The organism is Kytococcus sedentarius, assembly GCF_041937525.1.
Lineage (GTDB): Bacteria > Actinomycetota > Actinomycetes > Actinomycetales > Dermatophilaceae > Kytococcus > Kytococcus sedentarius_A.
Window position 1 is genome coordinate 19681 of the sequence record NZ_CP169391.1, and the last position, 24788, is coordinate 44468.

At 71.7% G+C, this 24788-nt stretch carries 22 protein-coding genes; 14 read left to right on the forward strand and 8 right to left on the reverse strand.

Going from position 1 to position 24788, the window contains the following annotated elements; genetic code table 11:
* Positions 1 to 16: 16 nt before the first annotated feature.
* Positions 17 to 1363, reverse strand: a complete 1347-nt coding sequence (locus ACEY2A_RS00075; protein ID WP_374928867.1) for a methyltransferase domain-containing protein — start codon at positions 1361 to 1363, stop codon at positions 17 to 19.
* Between the two features lie 196 nt (positions 1364 to 1559).
* Here ACEY2A_RS00075 and ACEY2A_RS00080 point away from each other — a divergent pair, with 196 nt between their 5' ends.
* From ACEY2A_RS00080 to ACEY2A_RS00095, 4 genes are all read left to right on the forward strand, one after another.
* The gene (locus tag ACEY2A_RS00080) at positions 1560 to 2792 is read left to right on the forward strand and encodes a phosphatidylserine/phosphatidylglycerophosphate/cardiolipin synthase family protein (protein WP_374928868.1); all 1233 of its coding nucleotides are present in this window, start codon (positions 1560 to 1562) and stop codon (positions 2790 to 2792) included.
* Positions 2793 to 2977: 185 nt separating this feature from the next.
* Positions 2978 to 3274: a co-chaperone GroES gene (gene groES, locus ACEY2A_RS00085; RefSeq protein WP_012802227.1), complete on the forward strand. Its 297-nt coding sequence runs from the start codon at positions 2978 to 2980 to the stop codon at positions 3272 to 3274.
* Positions 3275 to 3451: 177 nt separating this feature from the next.
* The gene (groL, locus tag ACEY2A_RS00090; RefSeq protein ID WP_374928869.1) at positions 3452 to 5074 is read left to right on the forward strand and encodes a chaperonin GroEL; all 1623 of its coding nucleotides are present in this window, start codon (positions 3452 to 3454) and stop codon (positions 5072 to 5074) included.
* 98 nt (positions 5075 to 5172) lie between these two features.
* Entirely contained in the window at positions 5173 to 5403 is a 231-nt protein-coding gene (locus tag ACEY2A_RS00095) for an RNA-binding S4 domain-containing protein (protein ID WP_374928870.1), read from the forward strand.
* Positions 5404 to 5410: 7 nt separating this feature from the next.
* On the opposite strand, the gene ACEY2A_RS00100 is transcribed toward ACEY2A_RS00095, so the two are convergent.
* Positions 5411 to 5710 carry a WhiB family transcriptional regulator gene (locus tag ACEY2A_RS00100; protein ID WP_374928871.1) on the reverse strand — a complete coding sequence of 100 codons (300 nt, stop codon included), beginning with the start codon at positions 5708 to 5710 and terminating at the stop codon, positions 5411 to 5413.
* Positions 5711 to 5865: 155 nt separating this feature from the next.
* On the opposite strand from ACEY2A_RS00100, the gene guaB reads away from it, so the two are divergent.
* Positions 5866 to 7362, forward strand: coding sequence for an IMP dehydrogenase (gene guaB, locus ACEY2A_RS00105; protein ID WP_374928872.1), 1497 nt, complete (start codon positions 5866 to 5868; stop codon positions 7360 to 7362).
* A 71-nt stretch (positions 7363 to 7433) separates the two neighbouring features.
* Entirely contained in the window at positions 7434 to 8555 is a 1122-nt protein-coding gene (locus ACEY2A_RS00110) for a GuaB3 family IMP dehydrogenase-related protein (protein ID WP_374928873.1), read from the forward strand.
* 6 nt (positions 8556 to 8561) lie between these two features.
* Here the strand turns inward: ACEY2A_RS00110 and ACEY2A_RS00115 are convergent, their stop codons facing one another.
* Genes ACEY2A_RS00115 through ACEY2A_RS00125 form a run of 3 tightly spaced genes read right to left on the reverse strand, consistent with a single transcriptional unit; the run spans position 8562 to position 12519 of the window.
* Entirely contained in the window at positions 8562 to 8951 is a 390-nt protein-coding gene (locus ACEY2A_RS00115) for a DoxX family protein (protein WP_374928874.1), read from the reverse strand.
* A complete protein-coding gene (locus ACEY2A_RS00120; RefSeq protein WP_374928875.1) occupies positions 8948 to 10756 on the reverse strand; it encodes an ABC transporter ATP-binding protein in 1809 nt (602 codons plus the stop codon). Before ACEY2A_RS00120 ends, ACEY2A_RS00115 begins: the two co-directional genes overlap by 4 nt.
* On the reverse strand, positions 10753 to 12519 hold the full coding sequence (locus tag ACEY2A_RS00125) for an ABC transporter transmembrane domain-containing protein (RefSeq protein WP_374928876.1): 1767 nt from the start codon (positions 12517 to 12519) through the stop codon (positions 10753 to 10755). The genes ACEY2A_RS00120 and ACEY2A_RS00125 overlap by 4 nt, the downstream gene beginning before the upstream one ends.
* Before the next feature lie 177 nt (positions 12520 to 12696).
* On the opposite strand from ACEY2A_RS00125, the gene ACEY2A_RS00130 reads away from it, so the two are divergent.
* Genes ACEY2A_RS00130 through guaA form a run of 4 tightly spaced genes read left to right on the forward strand, consistent with a single transcriptional unit; the run spans position 12697 to position 17007 of the window.
* A complete protein-coding gene (locus ACEY2A_RS00130) occupies positions 12697 to 14124 on the forward strand; it encodes a cytochrome D1 domain-containing protein (protein WP_374928877.1) in 1428 nt (475 codons plus the stop codon).
* Positions 14124 to 14972: an SURF1 family protein gene (locus ACEY2A_RS00135; RefSeq protein WP_374928878.1), complete on the forward strand. Its 849-nt coding sequence runs from the start codon at positions 14124 to 14126 to the stop codon at positions 14970 to 14972. The genes ACEY2A_RS00130 and ACEY2A_RS00135 overlap by 1 nt, the downstream gene beginning before the upstream one ends.
* 39 nt (positions 14973 to 15011) lie before the next feature.
* The gene (locus tag ACEY2A_RS00140; protein ID WP_374928879.1) at positions 15012 to 15395 is read left to right on the forward strand and encodes a DUF3817 domain-containing protein; all 384 of its coding nucleotides are present in this window, start codon (positions 15012 to 15014) and stop codon (positions 15393 to 15395) included.
* 28 nt (positions 15396 to 15423) lie between these two features.
* Positions 15424 to 17007 (forward strand): glutamine-hydrolyzing GMP synthase, encoded by a 1584-nt coding sequence (gene guaA / locus ACEY2A_RS00145; protein ID WP_374928880.1) that lies wholly within the window; start codon positions 15424 to 15426, stop codon positions 17005 to 17007.
* 76 nt (positions 17008 to 17083) lie between these two features.
* Here guaA and ACEY2A_RS00150 read toward each other — a convergent pair whose 3' ends face one another.
* A complete protein-coding gene (locus tag ACEY2A_RS00150; RefSeq protein WP_374928881.1) occupies positions 17084 to 18190 on the reverse strand; it encodes a YbhN family protein in 1107 nt (368 codons plus the stop codon).
* A gap of 59 nt (positions 18191 to 18249) precedes the next feature.
* On the opposite strand from ACEY2A_RS00150, the gene ACEY2A_RS00155 reads away from it, so the two are divergent.
* Entirely contained in the window at positions 18250 to 18975 is a 726-nt protein-coding gene (locus tag ACEY2A_RS00155; RefSeq protein WP_374928882.1) for an NUDIX hydrolase, read from the forward strand.
* 93 nt (positions 18976 to 19068) lie between these two features.
* Here ACEY2A_RS00155 and ACEY2A_RS00160 read toward each other — a convergent pair whose 3' ends face one another.
* On the reverse strand, positions 19069 to 19422 hold the full coding sequence (locus ACEY2A_RS00160; RefSeq protein WP_374928883.1) for a hypothetical protein: 354 nt from the start codon (positions 19420 to 19422) through the stop codon (positions 19069 to 19071).
* A gap of 60 nt (positions 19423 to 19482) precedes the next feature.
* Between ACEY2A_RS00160 and pcrA the strand changes: the two genes are divergently transcribed.
* Complete coding sequence (gene pcrA, locus ACEY2A_RS00165; protein WP_374928884.1) at positions 19483 to 21969, forward strand: DNA helicase PcrA; 2487 nt, start codon at positions 19483 to 19485, stop codon at positions 21967 to 21969.
* 25 nt (positions 21970 to 21994) lie between these two features.
* Here the strand turns inward: pcrA and ACEY2A_RS00170 are convergent, their stop codons facing one another.
* A complete protein-coding gene (locus tag ACEY2A_RS00170) occupies positions 21995 to 22525 on the reverse strand; it encodes a hypothetical protein (RefSeq protein WP_374928885.1) in 531 nt (176 codons plus the stop codon).
* Between the two features lie 162 nt (positions 22526 to 22687).
* Here ACEY2A_RS00170 and sucC point away from each other — a divergent pair, with 162 nt between their 5' ends.
* Positions 22688 to 23872: an ADP-forming succinate--CoA ligase subunit beta gene (gene sucC / locus ACEY2A_RS00175; protein ID WP_374928886.1), complete on the forward strand. Its 1185-nt coding sequence runs from the start codon at positions 22688 to 22690 to the stop codon at positions 23870 to 23872.
* Between the two features lie 2 nt (positions 23873 to 23874).
* Positions 23875 to 24768 carry a succinate--CoA ligase subunit alpha gene (sucD, locus tag ACEY2A_RS00180; RefSeq protein WP_374928887.1) on the forward strand — a complete coding sequence of 298 codons (894 nt, stop codon included), beginning with the start codon at positions 23875 to 23877 and terminating at the stop codon, positions 24766 to 24768.
* The last annotated feature ends 20 nt before the right edge of the window (positions 24769 to 24788 follow it).

The window sequence follows — 24788 nt, forward strand, 5'->3', positions numbered from 1 at the left end:
TGCTCCGAGGCGGAGTCTAGGGCCCCAGCTCGATGGCCACCTGCCGGTCACCCAGCCGTGTGAGCAACAGCACGGCGCGCTCTGAGCCGCCGGTGCGCAGCTGCCGACGCAGCCGGGCCGGGTCCAGGGACGAGCCGTGCTTGCGCAGCACCAGCTCACCCACGTCGCGCTCCCGGGCCCAGGCGTTGAGCACCTTGGGGCGGGGGCTCAGCACGTCGACCACGCGGTGCGAGCGCACCCAGGTCGGGTCGCCGGGGTCGGGCCCGGTCAGCCACCCCACCCCCGGGCCGAGCTCCGCCGACCCCTGGGCCTCCTGTGCCAGCACCCCGGCCAGCCCGGCCTGCGAGAGCGCGGGGTCCGGCTCCCAGAGGTACGCGGCCGGCTCGTCCGTGCTGGTGAGGATGCGGTGGGTCGGACCCCCGGTGGGGTCGGTCACCAGCGTGCTGGAGTCGACGTGGGCCAGCACGGTGCCGTCGGCTGCCAGACGGGTGGCGCTGCGGAGTCCGGGGCGGGGACGGCTCGCGGCGGTGACCGGGTCGGGTCCGTCCCCCTCCGGGGCGCCGGCTGCCGTGCGGCCGAGGGCCGGCCGCATCCAGAGCACCGCCTCCACCAGGTCGCCGTCGTGGCTGACCCACTGGGCGTGCGCCCCCTCCGGCACGTCCCGGTGGCGCCACCCGGGGCCGACCTTGCACCCCGTCAGCGCAGCCCGGCCCGCCAGCTCCTGGACCAGGTCGAAGCTTGGCTGCAGGGCGGCGGGTCCGCTGACGCGGTGGGATCGACCGTGCACGTCGGACACCCCGGTGCGGCGTGCCGGGTCGAACCACAGGCCCCACTGCTCCGGTGCGACCCCCGTGGGCGGCTGCAGGGAGGAATCGGCCTCCGCGTGCAGCACCCGGGCCCCCACCTCGGAGAGGTTGTGGCGGGCCGCGGCCGCGGTGGCGGGGTCGACCTCCAGTGCGGTGACGGTGGCTCCCGCGGCGGCGATGGCGTGACTGTCGGCACCCAGGCCGCACCCCACATCGGTCACGTGGGTGGTGCCCGCCTCCGCGAAGGTGCGGGCGTGCAGTGCCGCCACCTGCCAGCGGGTGGCCTGCTCCAGCCCGGCGCGGGTGAACAGCATCCGCTCAGCGCGGTCGCCGAACTTGGCGTGTCCGGCCCCCCGGAGCTCGGCCTGGGTGAGGGCGGCCGCGGCGCGGGCCGCGTCGACGCCTGCTTCCCTCAGGGCGGTGGCCGCACCCAGGGCATCGAGCCCCCGGTCGGCCACCTGGACCAGCAGGGCGTCGAGCTCCGGGTCGGCGCCCGGTGCCACGGAGGCCAGCAGCTCCGCGTCGCTGGGCGGGGCGGCACCGGGGGTGGGGCTCACGGACGGCTCCTTGCGGCGGGGTGCGGGGCCCGACAGTGTCCCACCGCGGTAGGTCGGAGGCCAGAGGGTGTGCTCCGTAGACTGGCACCCCGGCGCGAGCTCGGCGCACCGTCACGGGCCACTCAACACCGAAGCAGCGCCAAAGCACCGCCAAAGCACCGCCGCAGCCACGACCGCAGCCGACCGAGGAGGTCACGTGCCACACCGCACCCTGGGCCGGGTGGTCCTCTACGGGATCGGACTGCAGACTGCCGCGCAGGCCGCGGTGGTGACGGGACTGGTCGCGAGCAACCGTCGACGCAAGCGCCGCCGGCCACGTGTCACCTCCTTCCCGACGGTGGACCCGGTGGACCAGACGGTGAGCGAGACCACCGTCACCACCTACACCTTCGGTGAGGACGTCTACCGGGCGATGCTGGACGCCATCGCGCACGCGGAGCACGAGATCCTCTTCGAGAGCTACATCCTCAAGGGCGATGCGGTGGGCCGGGCCTTCAAGGAGGCCCTGTGCGAGGCGGCCGAGCGGGGGGTGAAGGTCTTCGTCGTGTTCGACGGGTTCGCCAACCTCGTGGTCCCGCGCTCCTTCAAGCGCTGGCCCGAGAAGGTGCACAAGCTGGAGTACCCGGTGATCCGACCGCAGGTGCTGCTGGGCCCCCGCCACTGGGGCCGTGACCACCGCAAGATCCTCGTCGTGGACGGCGAGGTGGGCTTCGTGGGCGGGTACAACATCGGGGAGGAGTACGCCACGCAGTGGCGTGACACGCACGTCCGGGTCACCGGCCCCGCGGCGCACGAGCTCGAGAACACCTTCGTCGACTTCTGGAACCACCACCGGCGCCCCAGCCACCCGGTGCTCTCGGACGACCGGGTGCGTGGGTGGGGGCAGGCGGTGCGTGCGCACCGCAACGCCCCCTCCCGGCTGCTCTTCCCGGTGCGGGGCATGTACCTGGAGGCCATCGACCGTGCCTCGGAGTCGGTCTGGATCACGCAGGGCTACTTCATTCCGGACAACGAGATCCTGGAGGAGCTGCTGAAGGCCCGCCGCCGGGGGGTGGACGTCAAGGTGATCCTCCCGGAGCGTTCCAACCACGTGGTGGCCGACTGGGTGGCGCGCTACTACTTCGAGCAGCTGCTGGAGGGCGGCGTGGAGCTGTGGCTCTACCAGGACGCCATGGTCCACGCGAAGACCGCCGTGGTGGACGGGCGGTGGGCCACCGTCGGCACCACGAACATCGACCGCCTGTCCCTCACCGGCAACTACGAGGTGAACCTCGAGCTCGTCAACGACGGGCAGGCCGCGCACATGCAGGAGATCTTCCGCCAGGACCTCACCAACTGCCGTCAGCTCACGCTCGAGGAGTGGCGGCAGCGCGGCTGGTGGGTGCGCGGTGTGGAGCGGCTCCTCAAGCCTCTCCAGCCCCTGCTCTGAGTGCTGGCACTCGAGTTGACCGAGTGCCAGAGGCCGACCTAGATTTGCCATTGGCACTCAGCGTCGTCGGGTGCCAGCTCCGGGGCCACCGCGACGGACCCGGCCGCTGACGGTCCGGCGACGCCGACAGGAGAAGAACCGTGTGCCCGGGACCTCCCGGGCAGTTCGCAGAGAGAGGAAGGTCCATGGCCACCATCAAGCCGCTCGAGGACCGCATCGTCGTCAAGGCCGTCGAGGCGCAGCAGACCACCGCCTCCGGCCTGGTCATCCCGGACACCGCCCAGGAGAAGCCGCAGGAGGGCGAGGTCATCGCCGTCGGCCCGGGTCGCTTCAACGAGGACGGTGACGAGCGCGTGCCGATGGACATCTCCGTCGGCGACCGCGTCATCTACTCCAAGTACGGCGGCACCGAGATCAAGTACGACGACCAGGAGGTGCTCATCCTGGGCGCCCGCGACGTCCTGGCCGTCATCGAGCGCTGAGCGCCTGAGGCGTCGGCAGCCCGACGCCACCACCGCGAGCCACGCCCTCACAGCCCCCCGGGCGGGGCGTGGCTCGCGCCGCTGTCCGGACTCCTCACCCAGGATCCGGACGCCCCCGCAGGTCCCGCAGGTCCCCCCGACCTCGGTCGACCTCCCTGATCCCAGGAGGAGCCACTCATGGCCAAGATGCTCGAATTCAACGACAACGCCCGCAAGGCACTGGAGCGCGGCGTCAACCAGCTCGCGGACACCGTCAAGGTGACCCTCGGCCCCAAGGGCCGCAACGTCGTGGTCCAGCGCGCCTACGGCCAGCCGGTCATCACCAACGACGGCGTCACCATCGCCCGTGAGATCGAGCTGGACGACCCCTACGAGAACCTCGGCGCGCAGCTGGTCAAGGAGGTCGCCTCCAAGACCAACGACGTCGCTGGTGACGGCACGACCACCGCGACCGTCCTGGCCCAGGCCATGGTGCGCGACGGTCTGCGCAACGTGGCCGCCGGCGCCAGCCCCGCCGGGGTGAAGCGCGGCATGGAGCGCGCGGTCGAGGCCGTGGACGCCCACCTCGTCGGAGCCGCCCGCCCCGTGCAGGGCAAGGAGGAGATCGCGAAGGTCGCCGCCCTCTCGGCCCAGAATCCGGAGGTCGGCGAGCTGCTCTCCGAGGCCTTCGACAAGGTCGGCAAGGACGGCGTCATCACCGTGGAGGAGTCCTCCACCACCGAGCTCACCCTCGACTACACCGAGGGCATGCAGTTCGACAAGGGCTTCCTCTCGCCCTACTTCGTCACCGACTCCGAGCGCATGGAGGCCGTCCACGAGGACGCGCTGGTGCTCATCCACGGCGGCAAGATCTCCAACATCGCCGACCTGATGCCGCTGCTGGAGAAGGTCGTGGAGACCTCCAAGCCGCTGCTGATCATCGCCGAGGACGTCGAGGGTGAGGCGCTGTCCACGCTGGTGGTCAACACCGTGCGTGGCAGCCTGAAGGTGGCCGCCGTGAAGGCCCCCGGCTTCGGTGACCGTCGCAAGGCGATGCTGCAGGACATGGCCATCCTCACCGGTGGCGAGGTCATCTCCGAGGAGGTCGGCCTGAAGCTGAGCTCCGCCGGCGTGGAGGCGCTGGGCTCGGCCCGCCGCATCCAGGTGACCAAGGACTCCACCACCATCATCGACGGTGGCGGCGAGAAGTCCGCGGTCGAGGAGCGCGTGGCCCAGATCCGCAAGGAGATCGAGAACACCGACTCCGAGTGGGACCGCGAGAAGCTGCAGGAGCGCCTGGCCAAGCTGGCCGGTGGCGTCTGCGTCATCAAGGTCGGCGCCCACACCGAGACCGAGCTCACCGAGAAGCAGCACCGCATCGAGGACGCCGTGTCCGCGACGCGCGCCGCCATCGACGAGGGCATCGTCGCCGGTGGTGGCACCGCCCTGACCCAGGCCGCCGCCGCCCTGGAGGAGCTGCTCTCCTCCACCACCGGTGACGAGGCCGTCGGTGTGCGCACCGTGCAGTCGGCCCTCAACCAGCCGCTGCGCTGGATCGCCGAGAACGCCGGCCTGGAGGGCCACGTGGCCGCCGCCAAGGTGGCCGAGCAGAAGGCCGGCCACGGCCTGGACGCCGCCACCGGTGAGTACGTCGACCTGGTGGCCGCCGGCATCATCGACCCGGTGAAGGTGACCCGTTCGGCGCTGCGCAACGCGGCCTCGATCGCCGCGATGGTGCTGACCACCGACACCCTGGTGGTCGACAAGCCCGCCGAGGAGAACGAGTCCGAGGGTGGGCACGGCCACGGTCACAGCCACTGACCTGAGCTGAGCTGACACACGATGCCGGCCGCCGGCCCCACCCGGGGCGGGCGGCCGGCATCGTGTGTCCGGGGGAGTCGATGGGGGAGACTGGCGACATGAGCGCTGCACAGGACCGGATCACCGTGACCATCACCGACGAGTTCATCACCCTGGGGCAGGTCCTGAAGCTGGCGAACGTGGTGGACGACGGCGCCATCGCCCGCGAGGTGATCCAGGCCGGGGACGTCACCCTGCAGGGCGAGACCTGCACCCAGCGCGGACGCAAGGTGAGGCCCGGCGAGGTGGTGGGCACCCCGGTGGGCGAGATCCTGGTGGAACGCGGCTGAGGACGGCTCAGGCGCCGCGCAGCCCGCGGCGGGAGCGGCGGGCGATCTCCTGCTCCCGCTCGTCCTCCGAGAGGCCACCCCACACCCCGTAGGGCTCCTTGGCGGCCAGGGCGTGCTCACGGCACTGGTCGATGACGGGGCAGCGTTGGCACACGCTCTTGGCCCGGTCGTCCCGGTGCCGGCGGGCGCTGCCGCGCTCACCCTCGGGGTGGAAGAACTCCTCCGGGTCGGTGGTCCGGCAGAGCCCCTCGAACTGCCAGTCCCACAGGTCGGCCACAGGGCCGGGCTGACGTGCCGTGCTGTCCATGTGCACCTCATCGCTCGCTGGGAAGGACGCCGGGGGCGGGGCGCCGCAGCGGGCGCTCTGCACCCGCTGTGATGTCCACCTACCCACTGGTGGCCCCGTTCATGCACGCCACCCCGTGACAAGGGTCACTGCGTGCGGCCAGATAGCATTTCTCCATGGAGAACCCGGACTCTTTCGCCCCGATCGGCCTCACCTACGACGACGTGCTGCTGCTCCCGGGGGAGAGTGACGTCATCCCCAGCGAGGTCGCGACGACCACGCGGATCAGCAAGCGGATCGAGGTCGCGATCCCCTTGCTCTCCGCGGCGATGGACACCGTGACCGAGGCCCGCATGGCCATCGCGATGGCGCGTCAGGGCGGCATCGGAGTGCTCCACCGGAACCTGTCGATCGCCGACCAGGCGGCTCAGGTGGACCGGGTGAAGCGCTCTGAGAACGGCATGATCTCCGACCCCGTGACGACCACGGTGGACGCCACCTTGGCCGAGGTGGACGAGCTGTGCGGGCGGTTCCGCGTCTCCGGGCTGCCCGTGGTGGACGAGGAGGGGAAGCTCGTCGGCATCATCACCAACCGTGACCTGCGCTTCGAGACCGACCACTCCCGGCCGGTCGGTGAGGTGATGACCCGCCAGCCGCTGGTCACCGCCCCGGTGGGCGTGGACAAGCACGACGCGCTGGGCAAGCTGGCGGAGCACAAGATCGAGAAGCTGCCCCTGGTGGACGACGACGGGGTGCTCAAGGGCCTGTTCACCGTGAAGGACTTCACCAAGACCGAGCAGTACCCCCTGGCCACCAAGGACGATGCGGGGCGCCTGCGCGTGGGTGCCGCGGTGGGCTTCTGGGGTGACAGCTGGGAGCGCGCCATGGCCCTGGTGGAGGCCGGGGTGGACCTGCTGGTCGTGGACACCGCGCACGGGCACTCCCGTGGGGTGTGCGACATGGTGGCCCGCCTCAAGGCCGAGCCCTCGGCCGCCCACGTCGACGTGATCGCCGGCAACGTCGCCACGCGGGCAGGTGCCCAGGCCCTGGTGGACGCGGGTGCCGACGGCATCAAGGTGGGCGTGGGCCCTGGTTCCATCTGCACCACGCGCGTCGTGGCCGGGGTCGGCGTTCCCCAGATCAGCGCCATCCACGAGGCCGCCCGGGCCGCCGGCCCGGCCGGGGTGCCGATCATCGGCGACGGCGGCCTGCAGTACTCCGGAGACATCGCCAAGGCCCTGGTGGCCGGTGCCGACGCCGTGATGGTGGGCTCGCTCCTGGCCGGCTGCGAGGAGTCGCCCGGCGAGATGGTCTTCATCAACGGCAAGCAGTTCAAGAGCTACCGCGGCATGGGTTCCCTGGGTGCCATGCAGTCCCGCGGCCGCGGCCAGTCCTACTCCAAGGACCGCTACTTCCAGGGCGACGTGTCCGAGGACGACAAGGTGATCCCCGAGGGCATCGAGGGCAAGGTGGCCTACCGTGGCCCCGTTGCCGCGGTGGTCTACCAGCTGGTCGGCGGCCTGCGTCAGTCGATGTTCTACGTGGGTGCCCGCAGCATCGCCGAGGTCAAGCGCAACGGCTCCTTCGTGCGCATCACCTCGGCCGGCCTCATCGAGTCCCACCCCCACGACGTGCAGATGGTCATGGAGGCCCCCAACTACACCGCGCGCTGAGTGCCGGCCGTCCACGGCGCGGGCCTCCCGACCGGCGTCCCGGGCGGGGGCCCCGCCGGTAGGGTGGCAGGGTGAACGAGATCGAGATCGGCCGTGGCAAGCGGGCGCGTCGCGCCTACTCCTTCGAGGACGTGGCGGTGCTCCCGAACCGTCGCACCCGTGACCCCGAGGAGGTGTCCACGGCGTGGCAGATCGACGCGTACCACTTCGACCTGCCGGTCATGGCGGCGCCGATGGACTCGGTGATGTCGCCGCAGACCGCCATCGAGTTCGGCCGGCTGGGGGGCCTGCCCGTGCTGGACCTCGAGGGGCTGTGGACCCGCCACGACGACCCGGAGTCGCTGCTGCGCGGCATCGTCGAGGCCGACCCCGCGCAGGCCCGCGCGACCCTGCGCGAGGCCTACCGCGCGCCGATCCGCACCGAGCTCATCGCCGCGCGACTGCAGCAGCTGCGCGATGCCGGGGTGACCGTGGCCGGCGCCCTCTCGCCGCAGAACACCCAGCAGTACTGGCGAGCGGTGGTCGATGCGGGGGTGGACCTGTTCGTCATCCGTGGCACCACGGTCTCGGCCGAGCACGTCTCCAGCCAGGCCGAGCCACTGAACCTGAAGCGCTTCATCTACGAGCTCGACGTCCCGGTGATCGTCGGCGGCGCGGGGTCGTACACCGCCGCACTGCACCTGATGCGCACCGGCGCCGCGGGCGTGCTGGTCGGTTTCGGCGGCGGAGCCGCGCACACCACCCGCCTCACCCTGGGCATCCACGCCCCCATGGCCACGGCGGTCTCCGACGTGGCAGCGGCTCGCCGTGACTACATGGACGAGTCCGGCGGGCGGTACGTGCACGTCATCGCCGACGGGTCGATGGGGCGCTCCGGCGACATCGTGAAGGCCGTGGCGTGCGGTGCCGACGCGGTGATGCTGGGGGCGGCCCTCGCACGCTCGAAGGACGCCCCCGGGGGTGGCTTCCACTGGGGTGCCGAGGCGCACCACCAGACCCTGCCGCGCGGCGAGCGGGTGCAGGTGGAGACCGTGGGCACGATGGAGGAGATCCTCACCGGGCCCGGTCACACCGCCGACGGCACCACCAACCTCATCGGCGCCCTGCGGCGTGCGATGGCGACCACCGGGTACTCCGACCTCAAGGAGTTCCAGCGGGTGGAGGTCGTGCTGGCCCCCTACCAGGGGGCCTGAGAGCCCTCAGCGCCCGGCGCGCGCCACCGCCCGGACCATCGTCCACTGCAGCGGCAGGCGCGCCCAGGTGCCGGCGGCCACCGCGACCCGGCCGGCCGTGGGCCGGCGCCGCGCCCGGCGGGTGTGGTCGATCGCCATCTGCACGTTGGCCGGGAACACGGCGGCCAGGAGCGCGACCGAGGCAACGCCCGCCGCTGCGCGGGTGGCCGGCACGGCGAGCCCGGCGGCGCAGAGCAGCTCGGCCACCCCGGAGAGCACCACCAGCTCGGTGTCCCAGGTGCGCAGGGGAGTGGGGATGACGGGCTCGAACACCTGCGGCCGCACCAAGTGCATCACCCCCGACAGGGTGAACGCACCGGCCACGATCCGGGTCCCGGGCTCCAGCGGAGTGGTCACTCCTGCCTCCAGCTCTCCCACAGGCGCGCATAGGCGCCGTCGCCGGCCACCAGCTGGTCGTGGGCGCCCAGCTCCGTGATGTGACCATCCTCCATGACGGCCACGCGGTCCGCATCGTGGGCGGTGTGCAGGCGGTGCGCGATGGCCACCACCGTGCGACCGGTCATCACCGCCCCCATCGATCGCTCGAGGTGGCGCGCGGCCCGCGGGTCGAGCAGGGAGGTCGCCTCGTCCAGCACCAGGGTGTGGGGGTCGGCGAGGACGAGGCGGGCCAGGGCCACCTGCTGGGCCTGGGCGTCGGTGAGTCGTTGCCCCCCCGACCCCACCGTCGTGGAGAGGGCCTCGGGAAGGTCCCGCACCCACGTGGCGTCCACGGCCTCGAGGGCCTCCCACAGGTGCTCGTCGCTCGCCCCCGGCCGGGCCAGGCGCAGGTTCTGCTCCAGGGTGCCCACGAACACGTGGTGCTCCTGGGTGACCAGTGCCACCTCGCCCCGCAGGTCGTCCAGCGGCAGGTCGAGCAGGGGCACGCCCCCCACGGTGACCGACCCCTCGGTGGGCCCGTCGATACCGGCCAGCAGCCGGCCCAAGGTGGACTTGCCCGCCCCCGAGGGCCCCACGATGGCCAGGCGCTCGCCGGGCTCCAGGTCCAGGCTCACCCCGTGGAGCACCTCCTTGTCGGGGCGGTAGCGGTAGCGCACGCCGGTGGCGGTGAGCTGCTCACCGACAGGACGCTCGCCGCTGGGGGAGCGGTCGGCCGGGACGTCCGCGATGCCGATCACCCGGGCCAGGGAGGTGGCGGCCACCTGCAGCTCGTCGAGCCAGCCCAGCAGCTGGCTGAGCGGCTCGTGGAGCATCTGCACGTAGAGCACCACGGCCGTGACCTCGCCGATGGTCGCCCACCCCTGGTTGACGGCCACCCCGCCCCAGAGCAAGGCCACTGCGGCCGGCAGGTTGAACGCCAGGTCCAGCGAGGGGAACCAGCGCAGCCGCAGGTGGAGGGTGGCCTTCTCGGCATCGAGGATGTCGCGCAGCACCCCATCGGACACGTCGCGGCGGCGCGCCTGCAGCTGCAGTGCCTCCACGGTGCGGGCGCCCTCCACGCTCTCGGCGACCACGCCGTTGAGCCGGGCCCACTGGGCCCGCTCGCGGGCGTACGCGCGAGGTGCCCGCCGCAGGTACCACCGGGTGGGCAGGAACAGGATGACGGGGATGACCACCAGGGCCAGTGCCACCACCGGACTCGTCACCAGCGAGGCGACCACGGTCACCACCAGCGTCACCGTGCCCACCAGGATCGACGGCAGGCCGAAGCGCACCACGTAGCTCAACGCCTCCACGTCGCCGGTGGTGCGGCTCAACAGGTCGCCGGTGCCGGCCCGCTCGACGGTCGAGAGCGGCAGGCGCACCACCCGGGACATGAACTCCTCGCGGAGATCGGCGAAGATCCGCTCGCCGATCACGAAGCTCTCCCGGTTGGCGAACCAGGACACGAGTGTCTGCCCCAGGAGGGCCAGGGTCATGCCGGCGAGCAGTGGCAGCCCCTGGTCGAAGCCCCCCTCGCCCAGGAGCGACCCGTCGGTCAGGCCGTCCACGAGACGGCCGATGATCCACGGGGTGACCAGGCCGAGGGCTGCGGCCAGGGCGTGCAGGAGCGCCATCACCTGCAACCGGGAGCGGTGTCGCCGCAGGGTGGCGGCGGTGTGGCGCCGTACCGAGGTGGTGTCGGCGATCGGCAGCACGCGCTGGACACCGGAGGGGTCGTCGGGGTCGACGGGGGACAGGGGGTTGGGAGTGGTGGTGCTCATGCGTCCTCCCCGCGGGCGACGACCGACCGGTAGTCGGCACGCGTCATCAGGTCGTGGTGGGTCCCCTGGGCGACGCTCCGCCCGTCGACCAGCAGGACCACGTCGTCACAGTGGTCCAGGAGCAGGGGGCTGACGGTGGTGACCACCGTGGTCCGTCCTGCACGGGAGGCTGCGAGTCGCTCGGCGATCCGCGCCTCGGTGTGGGCGTCGACGGCGCTGGTGGGTTCCACCAGCGCCAGCACCTCGGGGTCGGCCAGCAGGGCGCGGGTCAGCACCAGGCGTTGCCGCTGCCCGCCGGAGAAGGACCGTCCGCGCTCCTCGACCACGGAGTCCAGGCCGTCGGGCAGGGCGTCGAGCACGTCCAGGGCGCTGGCCGTGCGGAGGGCGGCCAGGAGCTCGTCCTCGCCGCGCCGTCCGGTGGGGTCGAGCTCCGCACGGACCGTCCCGGTGAACAGCTGGGCGTCGTTCTCGGCCACCAGCACCCGCCGGCGCAGGTCGGCCAGGTCCACCTCGTCCACCGGCACGCCGTCGAGTCGGGCGGGCGGACCCTCGAAGCGACCGAACCGCCCGACGCGGTCGAGCACCGCGGCGCTCGCGGCGGGGTCGGCGCTCACCAGGGCGGTCAACAGGCCCCGTTGCACACGGACGCCGGTGGCAGGGTCCTCGAGGGCCACCGCCTCGCCCTGCGCCCGGGTGGAGCCGGTGGCGCCGTTGTGGGCGCCACCGGCGACAGCTCCGGCCGGTCGCCCGGTGTGGAGGGTGCTGGTGCCGTGGTCCGGGGCCACCTGCAGGACGCGCAGTGCCTTCCGCGCGCCCACCAGGGCCTGGATCACCTTGTTCGCGGCCTCCGAGGCGGTGCGGATGGGGGTCATCAGGAAGGCCGAGTAGCCGAAGAAGGCCACGACATCGCCCGGCTGCAGGCGGCCGGCCGAGGCCTCGTGGAGGGCGATGGCGGTGACGCTCACCATGAAGACCCCCGGCAGCAGGACGTTCGATGCGGCGAGCGTCGCCTGGGGCAGGGCCACCCGGGCCCCGGCCGTGCGCACCCGCTCCGACTGGACGACGTAGCGGCGCAGGAACTCGTCCTCTCCGCCGATGCCCCGCAGCACCCGCAGCCCGGCCACCGTGTCGGCGCCCAGGCCGATGAGGGTGCCGGCCTCCTCGCGCTGCTCGGTCTGCCGGCGCTGCAGGGGCTTGATCACGAAGGCCAGGCAGGCCACCAGGACCGGGACGCCGAGCAGCACGACCAGCCCGAGCGTGACGGAGGAGCTCAACAGGATGAGGCCCACGACCATGTAGGTGACGATGCTGCCGGCGAGACGCCCCAGCACGTCGAACGCCGCGCCCACCTTCATGGCGTCGCTGGCGGCCACGGTGACCACCTCACCGCTGCTGACCTCCCGCGGGAGGGCCGCTCCGGCATCGGCGGCGTGCCAGGCGGTCTGGCGGTCCACGACGAGGGTGGCCCGGAGGAAGTTGGTGACGGCGTAGCGGTGGCGGACCGCCCCGCTCGCGGCGGAGACGGCCGCCAGTCCTGCGATCACCAGCGACCAGGTGAGCAGCTGGCGGGTGTCCCCGGCGATGAGTCCGTGGTCGATGCCCCGGCCGATCGCGGCGGGGATGAGGGCGACGGAGAGCATCCAGACCACCCCGGCGAGCACGGCGAGGAGCACCACCGACCACAGCTGTCGGAAGTGCCACAGGAGATAGCGGGCGGGGGAGCGCAGGTCGGGGACACCGACGCGGAACTGGTCGAAGTGCATCGGGGGAGAACCTAGACCCCCGGGCCCGGGAGCGCTGCTGCTTTTCTCCGGTGGCCACCGCCCACGGTGCCCAGCCGCCCCGGGTATCCTCGGCCCCCTGCGCCGCACCGCGGGGCAGGACAGGGCGGGAGCCACCGGGACGGGACACCGCCGCCACCTCGACCCGTGGGAGATCACGTGCGCAGCACCCCCTTCAACCGTCGACGCGCCACCACCGTCGGCACCGCCTTCCTCGCCGTGGCCGCGCTCGGTCTGGGCGCCTGCGGTGGTGAGGAGGAGGGGGAGCAGGACCCGTCCAGCCCCACGAGCGCCCCCGCGGAGTCGAGCGAGGGCCAGACCTCGCCGGACAGCGAGGACCAGGGGTCCGGTGACGGTGCCGGGGAGACCTCGCCCGAGGGTGGGTCCGATGAGGGGGAGTCGGGCCAGGAGTCCCCGTCCGGTGAGTCGGGGGGCGAGGGCGGCTCCGAGGGTGACGGAGAGGGCGGCTCCGAGGGTGACGGCGACGAGGGTGCCCAGGGTGACCCGGGCGCCGGCACGCTGGAGCCCACGGCGCCGGAGAAGCCCGCCAACCAGACCTTCCTGGAGCAGATCGAGGTCATCAAGGGCGACATCCGCCCCAAGTCCGTGGTCTCCAACGACCGCGGCCGCGTGATCGCCAACAACATGATGTACCAGCACACGATGACGCTCTACGACGCTCAGTCGCGCGAGCTGGTGGACACCGTCAGTGACACGGTGGACCTCGATGCCTTCGGCAAGGAGGGGCACGGTGAGGTGCAGGGGGCACCCGTGGAGGCGGTGTTCACGAAGGATGGCGCCACGGCCTACGTCACGAACTACCAGATGTACGGCAAGGGCTTCAGCCCCCACGGCGGTGACCTCTGTGAGAAGGGTGAGGTGACCGACCACGGCTACATCTACGAGCTCGACGTCGCCACCGGAACCGTGACCAACGCCATCGAGGCCGGTGCGGTGCCCAAGTACGCGGCCCTGAGCCCCGACGAGAAGACCATGCTGGTCTCCAACTGGTGCGACTTCGACCTGTCGGTGATCGACGTGGAGTCCGGCAAGGAGACCGGGCGCATCCCGCTGGGCCGTTGGGCCCGCGGCATCGCGTTCCACCCGGACGGCCACGCCTACGCCACCGCCATGGGCACCCCGAACGTCTACAAGGTGGACGTCGCGGCCCAGAAGGCCGAGGTCTTCTCCACCCCGGGCCAGCGCATCCGCCACGTCGTCACCAGCCCGGACGGCAAGTACGTCTACGTGGTGGCCTCCGGTGCCTACAAGCAGTTCGAGACCAGCCGCATCAGCAAGCTGGACGCGCAGACCGGTGAGGTGCTGGGCCAGGTGCACACCGGCAACGAGCCGCGGTCCATGGACATCTCCGGTGACGGCACGGCCCTGTACGTCGTGAACTACTACAGCAACACCATGAGCAAGGTCGACACCGAGACCATGGAGGAGATCCAGGAGGTTCCCTCCGGGCACCACCCCATCGGCATCACCTACGACGACGCCACCCACACCGTCTGGATGGCCAACTACGTGGGGTCCATCCAGGTCTTCGACGACACCGCGGAGTCCGCTGGTTCCGGCGAGTGATGGGAGCCTCTCCCACCGGATCCCCTCACGCCCGGGCGTGGCGCCACTTCCGCAGCACGCCGCGTTGGTGGGGGCTCGCCCTGCTCGTGGTGGTGCTGTTGGTGGCCTTCTGGCGCCTGGGTCTGTGGCAGTTCGAGAACGCGACGTCGAACGCCCAGCAGGAGGTGGCGCAGGCGGCCCAGGAGCGCCCCCCGGGTGAGCTCGAGGAGCTGTTGCCGGTGGGCTCGACCTTCCCGGCGCCGGAGCGTGGCCGGACGGCCACGACCTCCGGCAGCTTCACCGGCGAGCAGTTCGTGGTTCCCGGACGCCGGTTGGGAGGTGAGCAGGGCGCGTGGGTCGTCTCCCGGTTCGAGACCGATGCGGGAGCCTCGCTGGCCGTCCTGCGCGGCTTCCTCCCCGGGGAACCTGCCGGGGCGCCCGCGCTGACCGAGGAGCTCACCGGCCCGGTGGAGCTGTCCGGGGCCCTGGAGGCGGGGGAGGAGCCCTCCACCTCCCGGGGCTCGGCCGAGGGGGTGCACGGCTCGGTGGACCTGGCCTGGCTGGCCAACGAGTGGCCCGCCCCCATCCACAACGGCTACGTGTTCGCCCAGGAGGTCACCGCGGGCTCCGAGCCGGTCGAGTTCGCCCCCGGGGACCTGCAGGTGGTGCCCCCGCCCGCCCCGGAGTCCGCAGGTTGGGACTGGCAGAACGCGGGGTACGCCCTGCAGTGGTGGCTGTTCGCCCTGTTCGGGGTGTGGGTGGCCGTGCGGATGCTCTACGACGAGTCCCGCCGTGCCGCTCAGGGCGACCCGGAAACATCGGCCGGTGGGCCCCCCGCGCCCGCGGGTGACCCGGAGCGGCAGGGGTAGCCTGAGGCGCCTCGTTCCGAAACCCAGGAGTGTCCTTCCGTGGTCCAGCCCGTGATGCGTCCGCACAGTGCCGACGACCCCACCATCCGCACCAAGCTGAAGGTCTGGCAGGTGCTGGCCTTCGTCGAGTCCCTGGCCCTGCTGGTGCTGATCGGCGTGATGGTGGCCAAGTACGGGTTCGGCATGCACCGCCTCAGCGAGATCTGGTCGCCCATCCACGGCTTCATCTTCATGGCCTACGCGCTGGCCTCGGCCGTGCTCTGCTTCGGGCTGGGCTGGGGCCTGGGGCGGATGGTCTGGATCATGCTCTCGGGCTGCATCCCGTTCTGGTCGTTCATCATGGAGCGCCGCGTGACCCGTGACGCGCGCCTGCAGATCGACGGCCCCTTCCAGGCCGGCCGGGGTCGCCCCCACAAGGGCTGAGAGCCGCGGCACAGTAGGCTGTGCGTCCGTGAGTGACCTCCAGGCAAATCCTGTTCTCGTCGTCGACTTCGGCGCCCAGTACGCGCAGCTCATCGCCCGCCGCGTGCGCGAGGCGAACGTGTACTCGGAGGTCGTGCCCCACGACATGCCGGCCGAGGAGGTGCTCGCCAAGCGCCCCGCCGCCCTCATCCTCTCCGGCGGCCCGTCCTCGGTCTACGCCGACGACGCTCCCCGCCTGGCCGAGGGCCTGCTCGAGTCCGGTGTTCCGGTGTTCGGCATCTGCTACGGCTTCCAGGCGATGACCCAGGCCCTGGGCGGCACCGTCGCCAGGACCGGGCAGCGCGAGTACGGCCACACGGCGGCCGAGGTGACGGGCGACTCCGTGCTCTTCGCCGGTCAGCCGGCCACCCAGTCGGTGTGGATGTCCCACGGCGATGCGGCCACGAAGGCTCCGGAGGGCATGGTCACCACGGCCTCCACGCCCGGCGCGCCGGTGGCGGCGATCGAGGACACCGAGCGTCGCCTCTTCGGTGTGCAGTGGCACCCCGAGGTGATGCACTCCGCCCACGGCCAGCAGGTGCTCGAGAACTTCCTGCGCCACGGCGCCGGGCTCGAGGGCGCGTGGACGAACGAGAACGTCATCGAGACCCTGGTGGAGGAGGTCCGCGCCACGGTGGGCGAGGACCGCATCATCTGCGGCCTCTCCGGCGGGGTGGACTCCTCGGTGGCGGCTGCTCTGGTGCAGCGGGCGGTGGGCGACCAGCTCACCTGCGTGTTCGTGGACCACGGCCTGCTGCGCTCGGGGGAGCGCGAGCAGGTGGAGACCGACTTCGTGCAGGCCACCGGGGTGGACCTGGTGACGGTGGACGCCACCGACCAGTTCCTCGACGCGCTGGCCGGCGTCACCGAGCCGGAGACCAAGCGCAAGATCATCGGCCGCGAGTTCATCCGTTCCTTCGAGCAGGCGGCGCGCGACGTGGTGGCCGGCCGGGCCGGTGAGGGGACCGACGACGAGCACCCGGTGAAGTGGCTGGTCCAGGGAACTCTCTACCCGGACGTGGTCGAGTCCGGCGGGGGCGCGGGGACCGCGACGATCAAGTCCCACCACAACGTGGGCGGGTTGCCCGACGACCTGCAGTTCGGACTCGTGGAGCCGCTGCGGATGCTGTTCAAGGACGAGGTCCGTGCCATCGGTCGGGAGCTGGGCGTGCCCGAGGCCATCGTGGCCCGCCAGCCCTTCCCGGGCCCGGGCCTGGGCATCCGGATCATCGGTGAGGTCACCGGGGAGCGCCTGGAGATCCTGCGGGCCGCGGACGCCATCGCCCGGGAGGAGCTGACCGCTGCCGGTCTGGACGACTCCATCTGGCAGTGCCCGGTGGTGCTCCTCGCCGACGTGCGCAGCGTGGGTGTGCAGGGCGACGGCCGCACCTACGGCCACCCCATCGTGCTGCGTCCGGTGAGCTCCGAGGACGCGATGACGGCCGACTGGACGCGCCTGCCGTACGAGGTGCTGGAGCGCATCTCGACCCGCATCACGAACGAGGTCGATGAGGTGAACCGGGTGGTGCTGGACGTGACGAGCAAGCCGCCGGGAACCATCGAATGGGAGTGAGGCGCCAGCCGAACTCGGTGGGATGGGAGTGAGGCGCCAGCCGAACTCGAATTGAATGGGAGTGAGGACGGAGTCCTCAGGCGCTGCGGCCGAGGTGGGGGCGGGCCGGTGACCGGCCCGCGGTGAGGATCCACACCACTCCGGCCACGATGCCGGCGGGCACGTGCAGCACGTTGGTGAACAGGCTGAAGAGCAGCACGGCCGCCGAGGCGCCGGCGGGGGAGGCGCCACCGGCCACGAGGATCGCCAGCGCGCCGGCCTCGGTCACCCCCATCGACCCGGGGGTGATGGGGAAGGCGGTCAGCAGCCGACCCACCGCGTAGGCGGCGAAGGCCTGCACCGGCGAGATGTCCACCCCCATGTACCGCAGGCAGAGCCAGAAGACCAGGGCGTAGAAGCCGAGGAAGCCGGCCATGCCCAGGGTCATGGTGAGGCCGCCGGTGCGCACGGTGGTGGCGATGCGGGAGCGCAGGTCCAGGGCCACCTGGCGGAAGTCGGAGCGCTCCACGTCGAGCCAGCGGGTGATGGGGGTGGCCAGCCAGCCGAGGAAGGACCCCATCCCGCCGGCCACGGTCCGCGAGGCCACGGTGAGGACGAAGCCGAGCAGAAGCGCGCCGCCCACGCCGCCGCCGACGGTGAGGGAGAACACCACCTCTCGGGGGAGGGTGCCCACGGCCTCGTAGAGCATCCACGCCGCGGCCACGGCGGGCAGGGCCGCCCGGCCCAGGATGTTCCAGACGCCGATCACGGTGAGGGCCGAGGAGACGTCCTTGCGGTCGAAGCCCCAGCTGCGGAACATCGCATAGGTGGCGCCCACGCCGACCGCGCCGCCGAGGGGGAAGGTGGTGGAGATCATGGTGCCCACCAGGTTGGAGATGACCGCCTGTCCCGTGCGCAGCCCGCGGATGGAGCCGGTCATCACCAGCGTGTAGAAGAGCACGGCCACCGCGGTGAGGCCACTCAGCCAGGCGATGTCCGTGGCGGTCAGTCGGCGCAGCTGCCGGCCGATCTGGGACCAGGTGGTGTCCGCGATCCACGGCAGGCCCCAGATGATGATGACCGCTGCCACGGCGAGGCCGATGACGGCCGAGACGATGCGGGCCGGGGAGAGTCCCGCGCCCTGCGGGTCGAGCTCCTCGCTCAGCAGCGTGGAGCCGTGCGGGGTGGGGGACTGGTCGGACATCACGGCCCATCATCCCGCATCGCCGGTGGTCCTGTGGGCGACCGTGGTGGGATGGGGGGATGACCCAGACCTACCACCGTCCTGACCCGACCGGGCTGGTCCCGCTGTTCGTGCGGGTGGCCGAGCACCTCCTGGCCGTCGGGCACGGGGTGGATCCCACCTGGCTGGCCCGGGAGCTCGAGGCGCCCGCGCGAGAGGGCGCGGTGCCGACGGCCGATCACGGGCCGGTGGACGACGCCGGCAACCGGCCGCTGGTGCTGGACTACACCGACGGGTACGACCCGGCGGACCTGCCGGTGCCCGCAGCGCCGGGGATGGTCGTGGAGGCCGAGGTCGCCCAGCGCCGTCAGCGGGTGGCCACCCACGCGGTGGTCTTCGACCCGTCCGGTGAGCGGGTGTTGTTGACGGGGCTGTGGGACGCCCTGAGCGAGACCGAGTTCTGGAACTGGCCCGGCGGTGGAGTGGACCCGGGGGAGACCTTCGCCGAGGCGCTGGCCCGGGAGGTGTGGGAGGAGACCGGTCACGACCTGCTGGAGGCCGTGCCCCTGGCCGTGCGCTCGTGGACCGGGACCGGTCGGCGGCAGGACGGGGTGGAGGAGGACTACCACGGTGTCAGCCTGGTGTGGGCGGCACGCGTTGCCGTGGCCCACGAGCCGGTGGTGCACGACGCGGACGGCTCGACCACGCAGGCGGCCTGGGTGGCGTTGGACGACCCCCGGGTGAGCGACCGCATCGAGCGCAATGCCGACGACCTGCGGCGGGCCCGGGCGGCGATGGGGGGCTGATCAGGCGACCGCCTCGTCGCACGGGCGGCGACTGCGCGCACGACAACGGCCCGCCACCTCGGGGTGACGGGCCGTGTGCGGGAGCGGACGGGGTCAGAACAGGTGCCAGAGGCTGGCCACCAGGACGTTCAGGACGGCCAGGCCACCGGCGGAGTTGCGCATGGAGGGGGCCTCCTCGCCGCGGCGCTCCTTGGCGGCGGCGGCCTCCACCAGGCCGGCGACGATGATGGAGATGACCAGCTTCACGCCGATCTTGACGTGGTCCAGCTCGCCGTCGCCCATCTCGGCGACACCCACCAGGAGCACTCCGGTGAGCAGCTGGATGCGGGCACCCCAGACCATCACCGTGTTCATGACGTCGGTGCGCAGGGAGACCAGCCACCCACCCACCAGGGCGGCCATGCCGAGCAGGTGGAGGACGGCGAGCAGTTCGTAGAGGGTGTCCATGGGCCCCATCGTAGGAGGTGGGGTGGGTTGTCGGTGCTCCCCCCTACGATGTGGGCCACCATGAGCAACCCCTTCGCAGAACTCGACCTGTTCGGCCAGCCCGCGAACCCTCCGGCCGGGGCGCCGGGGTATGGAGCGCCGGAGCAGGGCGTGGGGGCCGATGGGGTGCCGGACTGGGCCCGCGAGGACGGACCCCCGCCCTCCCTGGGCTCGGCCCGGCCGCAGCGCCACTCGGCCCGCCCGAAGCCGCCCACCGAGGAGGAGCTGCTGGAGGGTCTGAACCCGCCGCAGCGGGAGGCCGTCCTCCACTCGGGCTCCCCGTTGCTGATCATTGCCGGGGCCGGGTCGGGCAAGACCCGGGTGCTGACGCACCGCATCGCCCACCTGCTGCGCCACCGGGGGGTCCACCCGGGGCAGGTGCTGGCCATCACCTTCACGAACAAGGCGGCAGCCGAGATGCGGGAGCGCGTGGAGGCGCTGGTGGGCCCTCCCGCGCGCGCCATGTGGGTCAGCACCTTCCACTCGGCCTGCGTGCGGATCCTGCGGCGCGAGGCCAGGACCGTGGGGCTGCGGTCCACCTTCTCCATCTACGACGCCGCCGACAGCCAGCGCCTGATCAGCCTGGTGCTGCGCGAGCTGGACCTGGACCCCAAGCGCTTCCCGCCCGGTGCGGTCTCCCACCGCATCTCGGCGGCGAAGAACGAGCTCGTGGACGCAGAGTCCTTTGCCGCGGCGGTGAACGAGAACAACCCCTACGACCGGGCGATCGCCGAGGTGTACACCCGGTACTCGGAGCGGCTGCGCCAGGCCAACGCCCTGGACTTCGACGACCTCATCATGATGACGGTCAACATCCTGCAGGCATTCCCCGCCATCGCCGAGCACTACCGGCGCCGTTTCCGCCACATCCTGGTGGACGAGTACCAGGACACCAACCACGCGCAGTACGTGCTGGTGCGGGAGCTGACCGGGGGCGCGGGCGCCACCGGGGTGGCCGAGCCGGGCCAGCCCCGCCCCGAGCACCAGGTGCCACCGGCCGAGCTCTGCGTGGTGGGTGACGCCGACCAGTCCATCTACGCCTTCCGGGGCGCCACCATCCGCAACATCGTGGAGTTCGAGACCGACTACCCGGAGGCGCGGACCATCCTGTTGGAGCAGAACTACCGCTCCACGCAGACCATCCTCACGGCGGCGAACACGCTCATCGGACGGAACGAGCGCCGGCGCGCCAAGAACCTGTGGTCCGACGCCGGCGACGGTGAGCGGATCGTCGGCTACGTGGCGGACAACGAGCACGACGAGGCCAGCTTCGTGGCCGAGCGGATCGACCAGTTGGTGGACCGCAAGGAGGCGGTCCCCGGCGACGTGGCGGTCTTCTACCGCACCAACGCGCAGTCCCGAGCCCTGGAGGAGGTGTTCGTCCGGGTCGGACTGCCGTACCGGGTGGTGGGCGGCACCCGCTTCTACGAGCGCCGCGAGATCAAGGACGCCCTGGCCTACCTGCGGGTGCTGGTCAACCCCACCGACACGGTGAACCTCCGCCGCATCCTCAACGTGCCCAAGCGGGGGATCGGCGATCGGGCGGAGGGGGCGCTGGTGGCGCTGGCGGAGCGGGAGCGCATCCCCTTCGTCGCGGCACTCGGGCGGGCCCAGGACGCCCCCGGTCTGGCCACGCGCTCGCTCAAGGCGATCGAGGCCTTCGCCGCGCTCCTGGAGGCCCTGCGAACGGTGGCCGAGGCCGGCGGTGGGGTGGCCGACGTGCTGGAGGCCGTGCTCGAGCAGACCGGGTACGCCCAGCAGCTGCGGGACTCCGACGACCCGCAGGACGAGAGCCGGCTGGAGAACCTCGCCGAGCTGGTCTCGGTGGCTCGCGAGTTCGACGAGGCCGCCGCTGACCCGGATGGCCCCACGACTGGCGAGGTCGGGGGCACCACGCACCTGGCGGCCTTCCTCGAACAGGTCTCGCTGGTGGCCGACACGGATGCGGGTGCCGACGAGGAGGCCGAGGCGGGCGTGGTCACGCTGATGACCCTGCACAGTGCCAAGGGCCTCGAGTTCCCCGTGGTCTTCCTGACCGGCCTCGAGGACGGGACCTTCCCGCACGTGCGCGCGCTGAACGACCCCGACGAGCTGGAGGAGGAGCGCCGCCTGGCCTACGTGGGCATCACGCGGGCCAGGGAGCGCCTGCACCTCTCGCGGGCCACGGTGCGCTCGGCCTACGGGTCGCCGCAGTACAACCCGCCCTCGCGCTTCCTGGCCGAGCTGCCCGACCACCTGCTCCACTGGGAGCGCGAGGGTGCCGTCGGGGCCCACGCGCCCACCAGCCAGCCCGCAGTGGCGCGCCTGGCCGGGCGGATCGCTCCCGAGCGCACCCGCACGGTCATCCAGCTGGAGGCCGGGGACCGTGTCACCCACGACTCCTTCGGCCTGGGGACGGTGGTCCGTGTGGACGGCGTTGGCGACAAGGCCATGGCCCACGTCGACTTCGGTGGGGACCTGGGCACCAAGCGACTCCTGCTGCGCTACGCCCCGGTGGAGAAGCTCTGAGGGACACGGGGCGGGCTGCTGCGCGTCAGCGTCGCCGCAGCCAGTACCCGAGTGTCGCCACGGTCACCGCCACCGGCCACAGCCCGAAGGGCAGGTAGCAGGACAGCAGGAGGGCCCGCTCGCCCGCATCCATCCCCCGGTCCGGGGTCCACGCGTCGGTGCGCCCCGTCCACGCGGGGACGAAGCTGCTCAACAGCGCCGCCCAGATGGCGTACATCGTGAGGTTCCCCACGGTCGCCAGCCCCACCGGCAGGAGCGCCGGGATCGTCCGGCCACCGATGCGAGGCACCCAGCCCGGCACGCGCTCGCCCCAGGACTGCACCAGTCCCAGACAGGCCAGCCCTGCCAGGAGCTCGACCAGGTTGAGCCCCAGCACGTAGAGGGTGGGCCCGAGATGGCCCACGAACTGGCCCGCGTCCGCGAAACCCAGGTCGACCCCGGCCAGCATCGCGAGGCGCCACACCACCGAGGGGAGGGGGAGCAGCAGGCAGGCCCATGCCGCAGCCCGGGCCCAGCGCGGGGGTGGGCGGCCTGTGGTGTCCGGGGTCCTGGGCACCACACCAACGTAGCCAGTCCCGGGGCCCCGAGGCCCCACGCGGTGGTGGAGGCGGCAATCCCGTGCCCGGCGACCACTCGGCACCGACTAGAGTCGGTGGAGGCTGACCCGCGTGTCGCGGGTCAGCAACAACAGTCGAAATCGTGAGGACGGTGTCAACTCGTGGATCTCTTCGAGTACCAGGCCCGTGACATGTTCGAGAAGCACGGGGTTCCGGTGCTGGCCGGTGAGGTCGCCACCACCCCCGAAGAGGCTCGAGCTGCCGCGGAGCGAATCGGACAGAAGTCCGGTGGTGTCGTGGTCGTCAAGGCCCAGGTCAAGACCGGTGGGCGCGGCAAGGCCGGCGGTGTGAAGGTCGTGAAGTCCCCCGAGGAGGCGCAGGAGGCCGCACAGGCCATCCTCGGCATGGACATCAAGGGCCACACCGTGAACACGGTGATGATCGCCCAGGGCGCGAAGATCGCCGAGGAGTACTACTTCTCCATCCTGCTGGACCGCACCAACCGCTCCTACCTGGCCATGTGCTCCAAGGAGGGCGGCGTCGAGATCGAGCAGCTCGCCGTCGAGCGCCCGGAGGCGCTGGCCCGCATCGAGATCGACCCCTCGGTCGGTCTGGACGACGCGAAGGCCCAGGAGATCGCCGAGGCCGCGGGCTTCACCGACTCGCAGGACAAGATCGCCGAGGTCATCAAGACCCTGTACACGGTCTACACCGAGGAGGACGCCTCGCTGGTCGAGGTGAACCCGCTGGTCAAGACCGAGGACGGCGAGATCATCGCCCTGGACGGCAAGGTCACGCTCGACGAGAACTCCGACTTCCGCCAGCCGCACCACGCGGACCTGGAGGACAAGGAGGCCGCGGACCCGCTGGAGGCCAAGGCGAAGGCCAAGGGCCTGAACTACGTGAAGCTCGACGGGAACGTCGGCATCATCGGCAACGGTGCCGGCCTCGTGATGTCCACCCTGGACGTCGTCGCCTACGCCGGCGAGGACAGGACCGGCGGCAAGGCCAAGCCGGCCAACTTCCTGGACATCGGTGGCGGCGCCTCGGCGCAGGTCATGGCCGACGGCCTGGACGTGATCCTCGGCGACGAGCAGGTCAAGAGCGTCTTCGTCAACGTCTTCGGTGGCATCACCGCCTGTGACGCCGTGGCCAACGGCATCGTCCAGGCCCTCGAGATGCTGGGCGACGACGCCACGAAGCCGCTGGTGGTGCGCCTGGACGGCAACAACGTCGAGGAGGGCCGCAAGATCCTCGCCGACGCCAACCACCCGCTGGTGAGCATTGCCGACACGATGGACGGCGGCGCCGAGAAGGCTGCCGAGCTGGCCGCGAAGGAGAACTGAGCATGGCGATCTTCCTGAACAACGACTCCAAGGTCATCGTCCAGGGCATGACCGGCTCCGAGGGCATGAAGCACACCCAGCGCATGCTGACCTCGGGCACCAACGTCGTCGGTGGTGTGAACCCGAAGAAGGCCGGCACCGAGGTGGAGTTCGAGGGCGGCGCCTCCGTGCCGGTGTTCGGCTCCGTCAAGGAGGCCATGGAGGCCACCGGCGCGAACGTGTCGGTGCTCTTCGTGCCGCCGAAGTTCTCCAAGGACGCCGTGATGGAGGCCGTCGAGGCCGAGATCGAGCTGGCCGTCGTCATCACCGAGGGCATCCCGGTGCAGGACTCCGCCGAGTTCTGGGCCGAGGCCAAGAAGGCCGGCAAGACCCGCATCATCGGCCCGAACTGCCCCGGCATCATCAGCCCCGGCAAGTCCAACGCCGGAATCATCCCGGCGAACATCGCCGAGGGCGGCCGCATCGGCCTGGTGTCCAAGTCGGGCACGCTGACCTACCAGATGATGTACGAGCTGCGTGACTTCGGCTTCTCCACCGCCATCGGCATCGGTGGCGACCCGATCGTCGGCACCACGCACATCGACGCGCTGGAGGCCTTCCAGAACGACGACGAGACCGACGCCATCGTGATGATTGGTGAGATCGGCGGCGACGCCGAGGAGCGCGCCGCGGACTACATCAAGGAGCACGTCACCAAGCCGGTCGTCGGCTACGTGGCCGGCTTCACCGCCCCGGAGGGCAAGACCATGGGCCACGCCGGCGCCATCGTCTCCGGCTCCTCCGGTACCGCTGAGGCCAAGAAGGAGGCCCTCGAGGCCGTGGGCGTGAAGGTCGGCAAGACGCCGTCCCAGACCGCTGACCTCATGCGCGAGATCATGCAGGGCCTGCAGGGCTGATCCCCGCCCGGCCCGACAGC

What these genes read in the sequence shown, in the direction of transcription:
- groES (WP_012802227.1), top strand. Translation starts at nt 2,978, where the DNA reads ATGGCCACCATCAAGCCGCTCGAGGACCGCATCGTCGTCAAGGCCGTC.
- groL (WP_374928869.1), top strand. Translation starts at nt 3,452, where the DNA reads ATGGCCAAGATGCTCGAATTCAACGACAACGCCCGCAAGGCACTGGAG.
- ACEY2A_RS00095 (WP_374928870.1), top strand. Translation starts at nt 5,173, where the DNA reads ATGAGCGCTGCACAGGACCGGATCACCGTGACCATCACCGACGAGTTC.
- ACEY2A_RS00100 (WP_374928871.1), bottom strand. Translation starts at nt 5,710, where the DNA reads ATGGACAGCACGGCACGTCAGCCCGGCCCTGTGGCCGACCTGTGGGAC.
- guaB (WP_374928872.1), top strand. Translation starts at nt 5,866, where the DNA reads ATGGAGAACCCGGACTCTTTCGCCCCGATCGGCCTCACCTACGACGAC.
- ACEY2A_RS00120 (WP_374928875.1), bottom strand. Translation starts at nt 10,756, where the DNA reads ATGAGCACCACCACTCCCAACCCCCTGTCCCCCGTCGACCCCGACGAC.
- ACEY2A_RS00125 (WP_374928876.1), bottom strand. Translation starts at nt 12,519, where the DNA reads ATGCACTTCGACCAGTTCCGCGTCGGTGTCCCCGACCTGCGCTCCCCC.
- ACEY2A_RS00135 (WP_374928878.1), top strand. Translation starts at nt 14,124, where the DNA reads ATGGGAGCCTCTCCCACCGGATCCCCTCACGCCCGGGCGTGGCGCCAC.
- ACEY2A_RS00150 (WP_374928881.1), bottom strand. Translation starts at nt 18,190, where the DNA reads ATGTCCGACCAGTCCCCCACCCCGCACGGCTCCACGCTGCTGAGCGAG.
- ACEY2A_RS00155 (WP_374928882.1), top strand. Translation starts at nt 18,250, where the DNA reads ATGACCCAGACCTACCACCGTCCTGACCCGACCGGGCTGGTCCCGCTG.
- ACEY2A_RS00160 (WP_374928883.1), bottom strand. Translation starts at nt 19,422, where the DNA reads ATGGACACCCTCTACGAACTGCTCGCCGTCCTCCACCTGCTCGGCATG.
- pcrA (WP_374928884.1), top strand. Translation starts at nt 19,483, where the DNA reads ATGAGCAACCCCTTCGCAGAACTCGACCTGTTCGGCCAGCCCGCGAAC.
- sucD (WP_374928887.1), top strand. Translation starts at nt 23,875, where the DNA reads ATGGCGATCTTCCTGAACAACGACTCCAAGGTCATCGTCCAGGGCATG.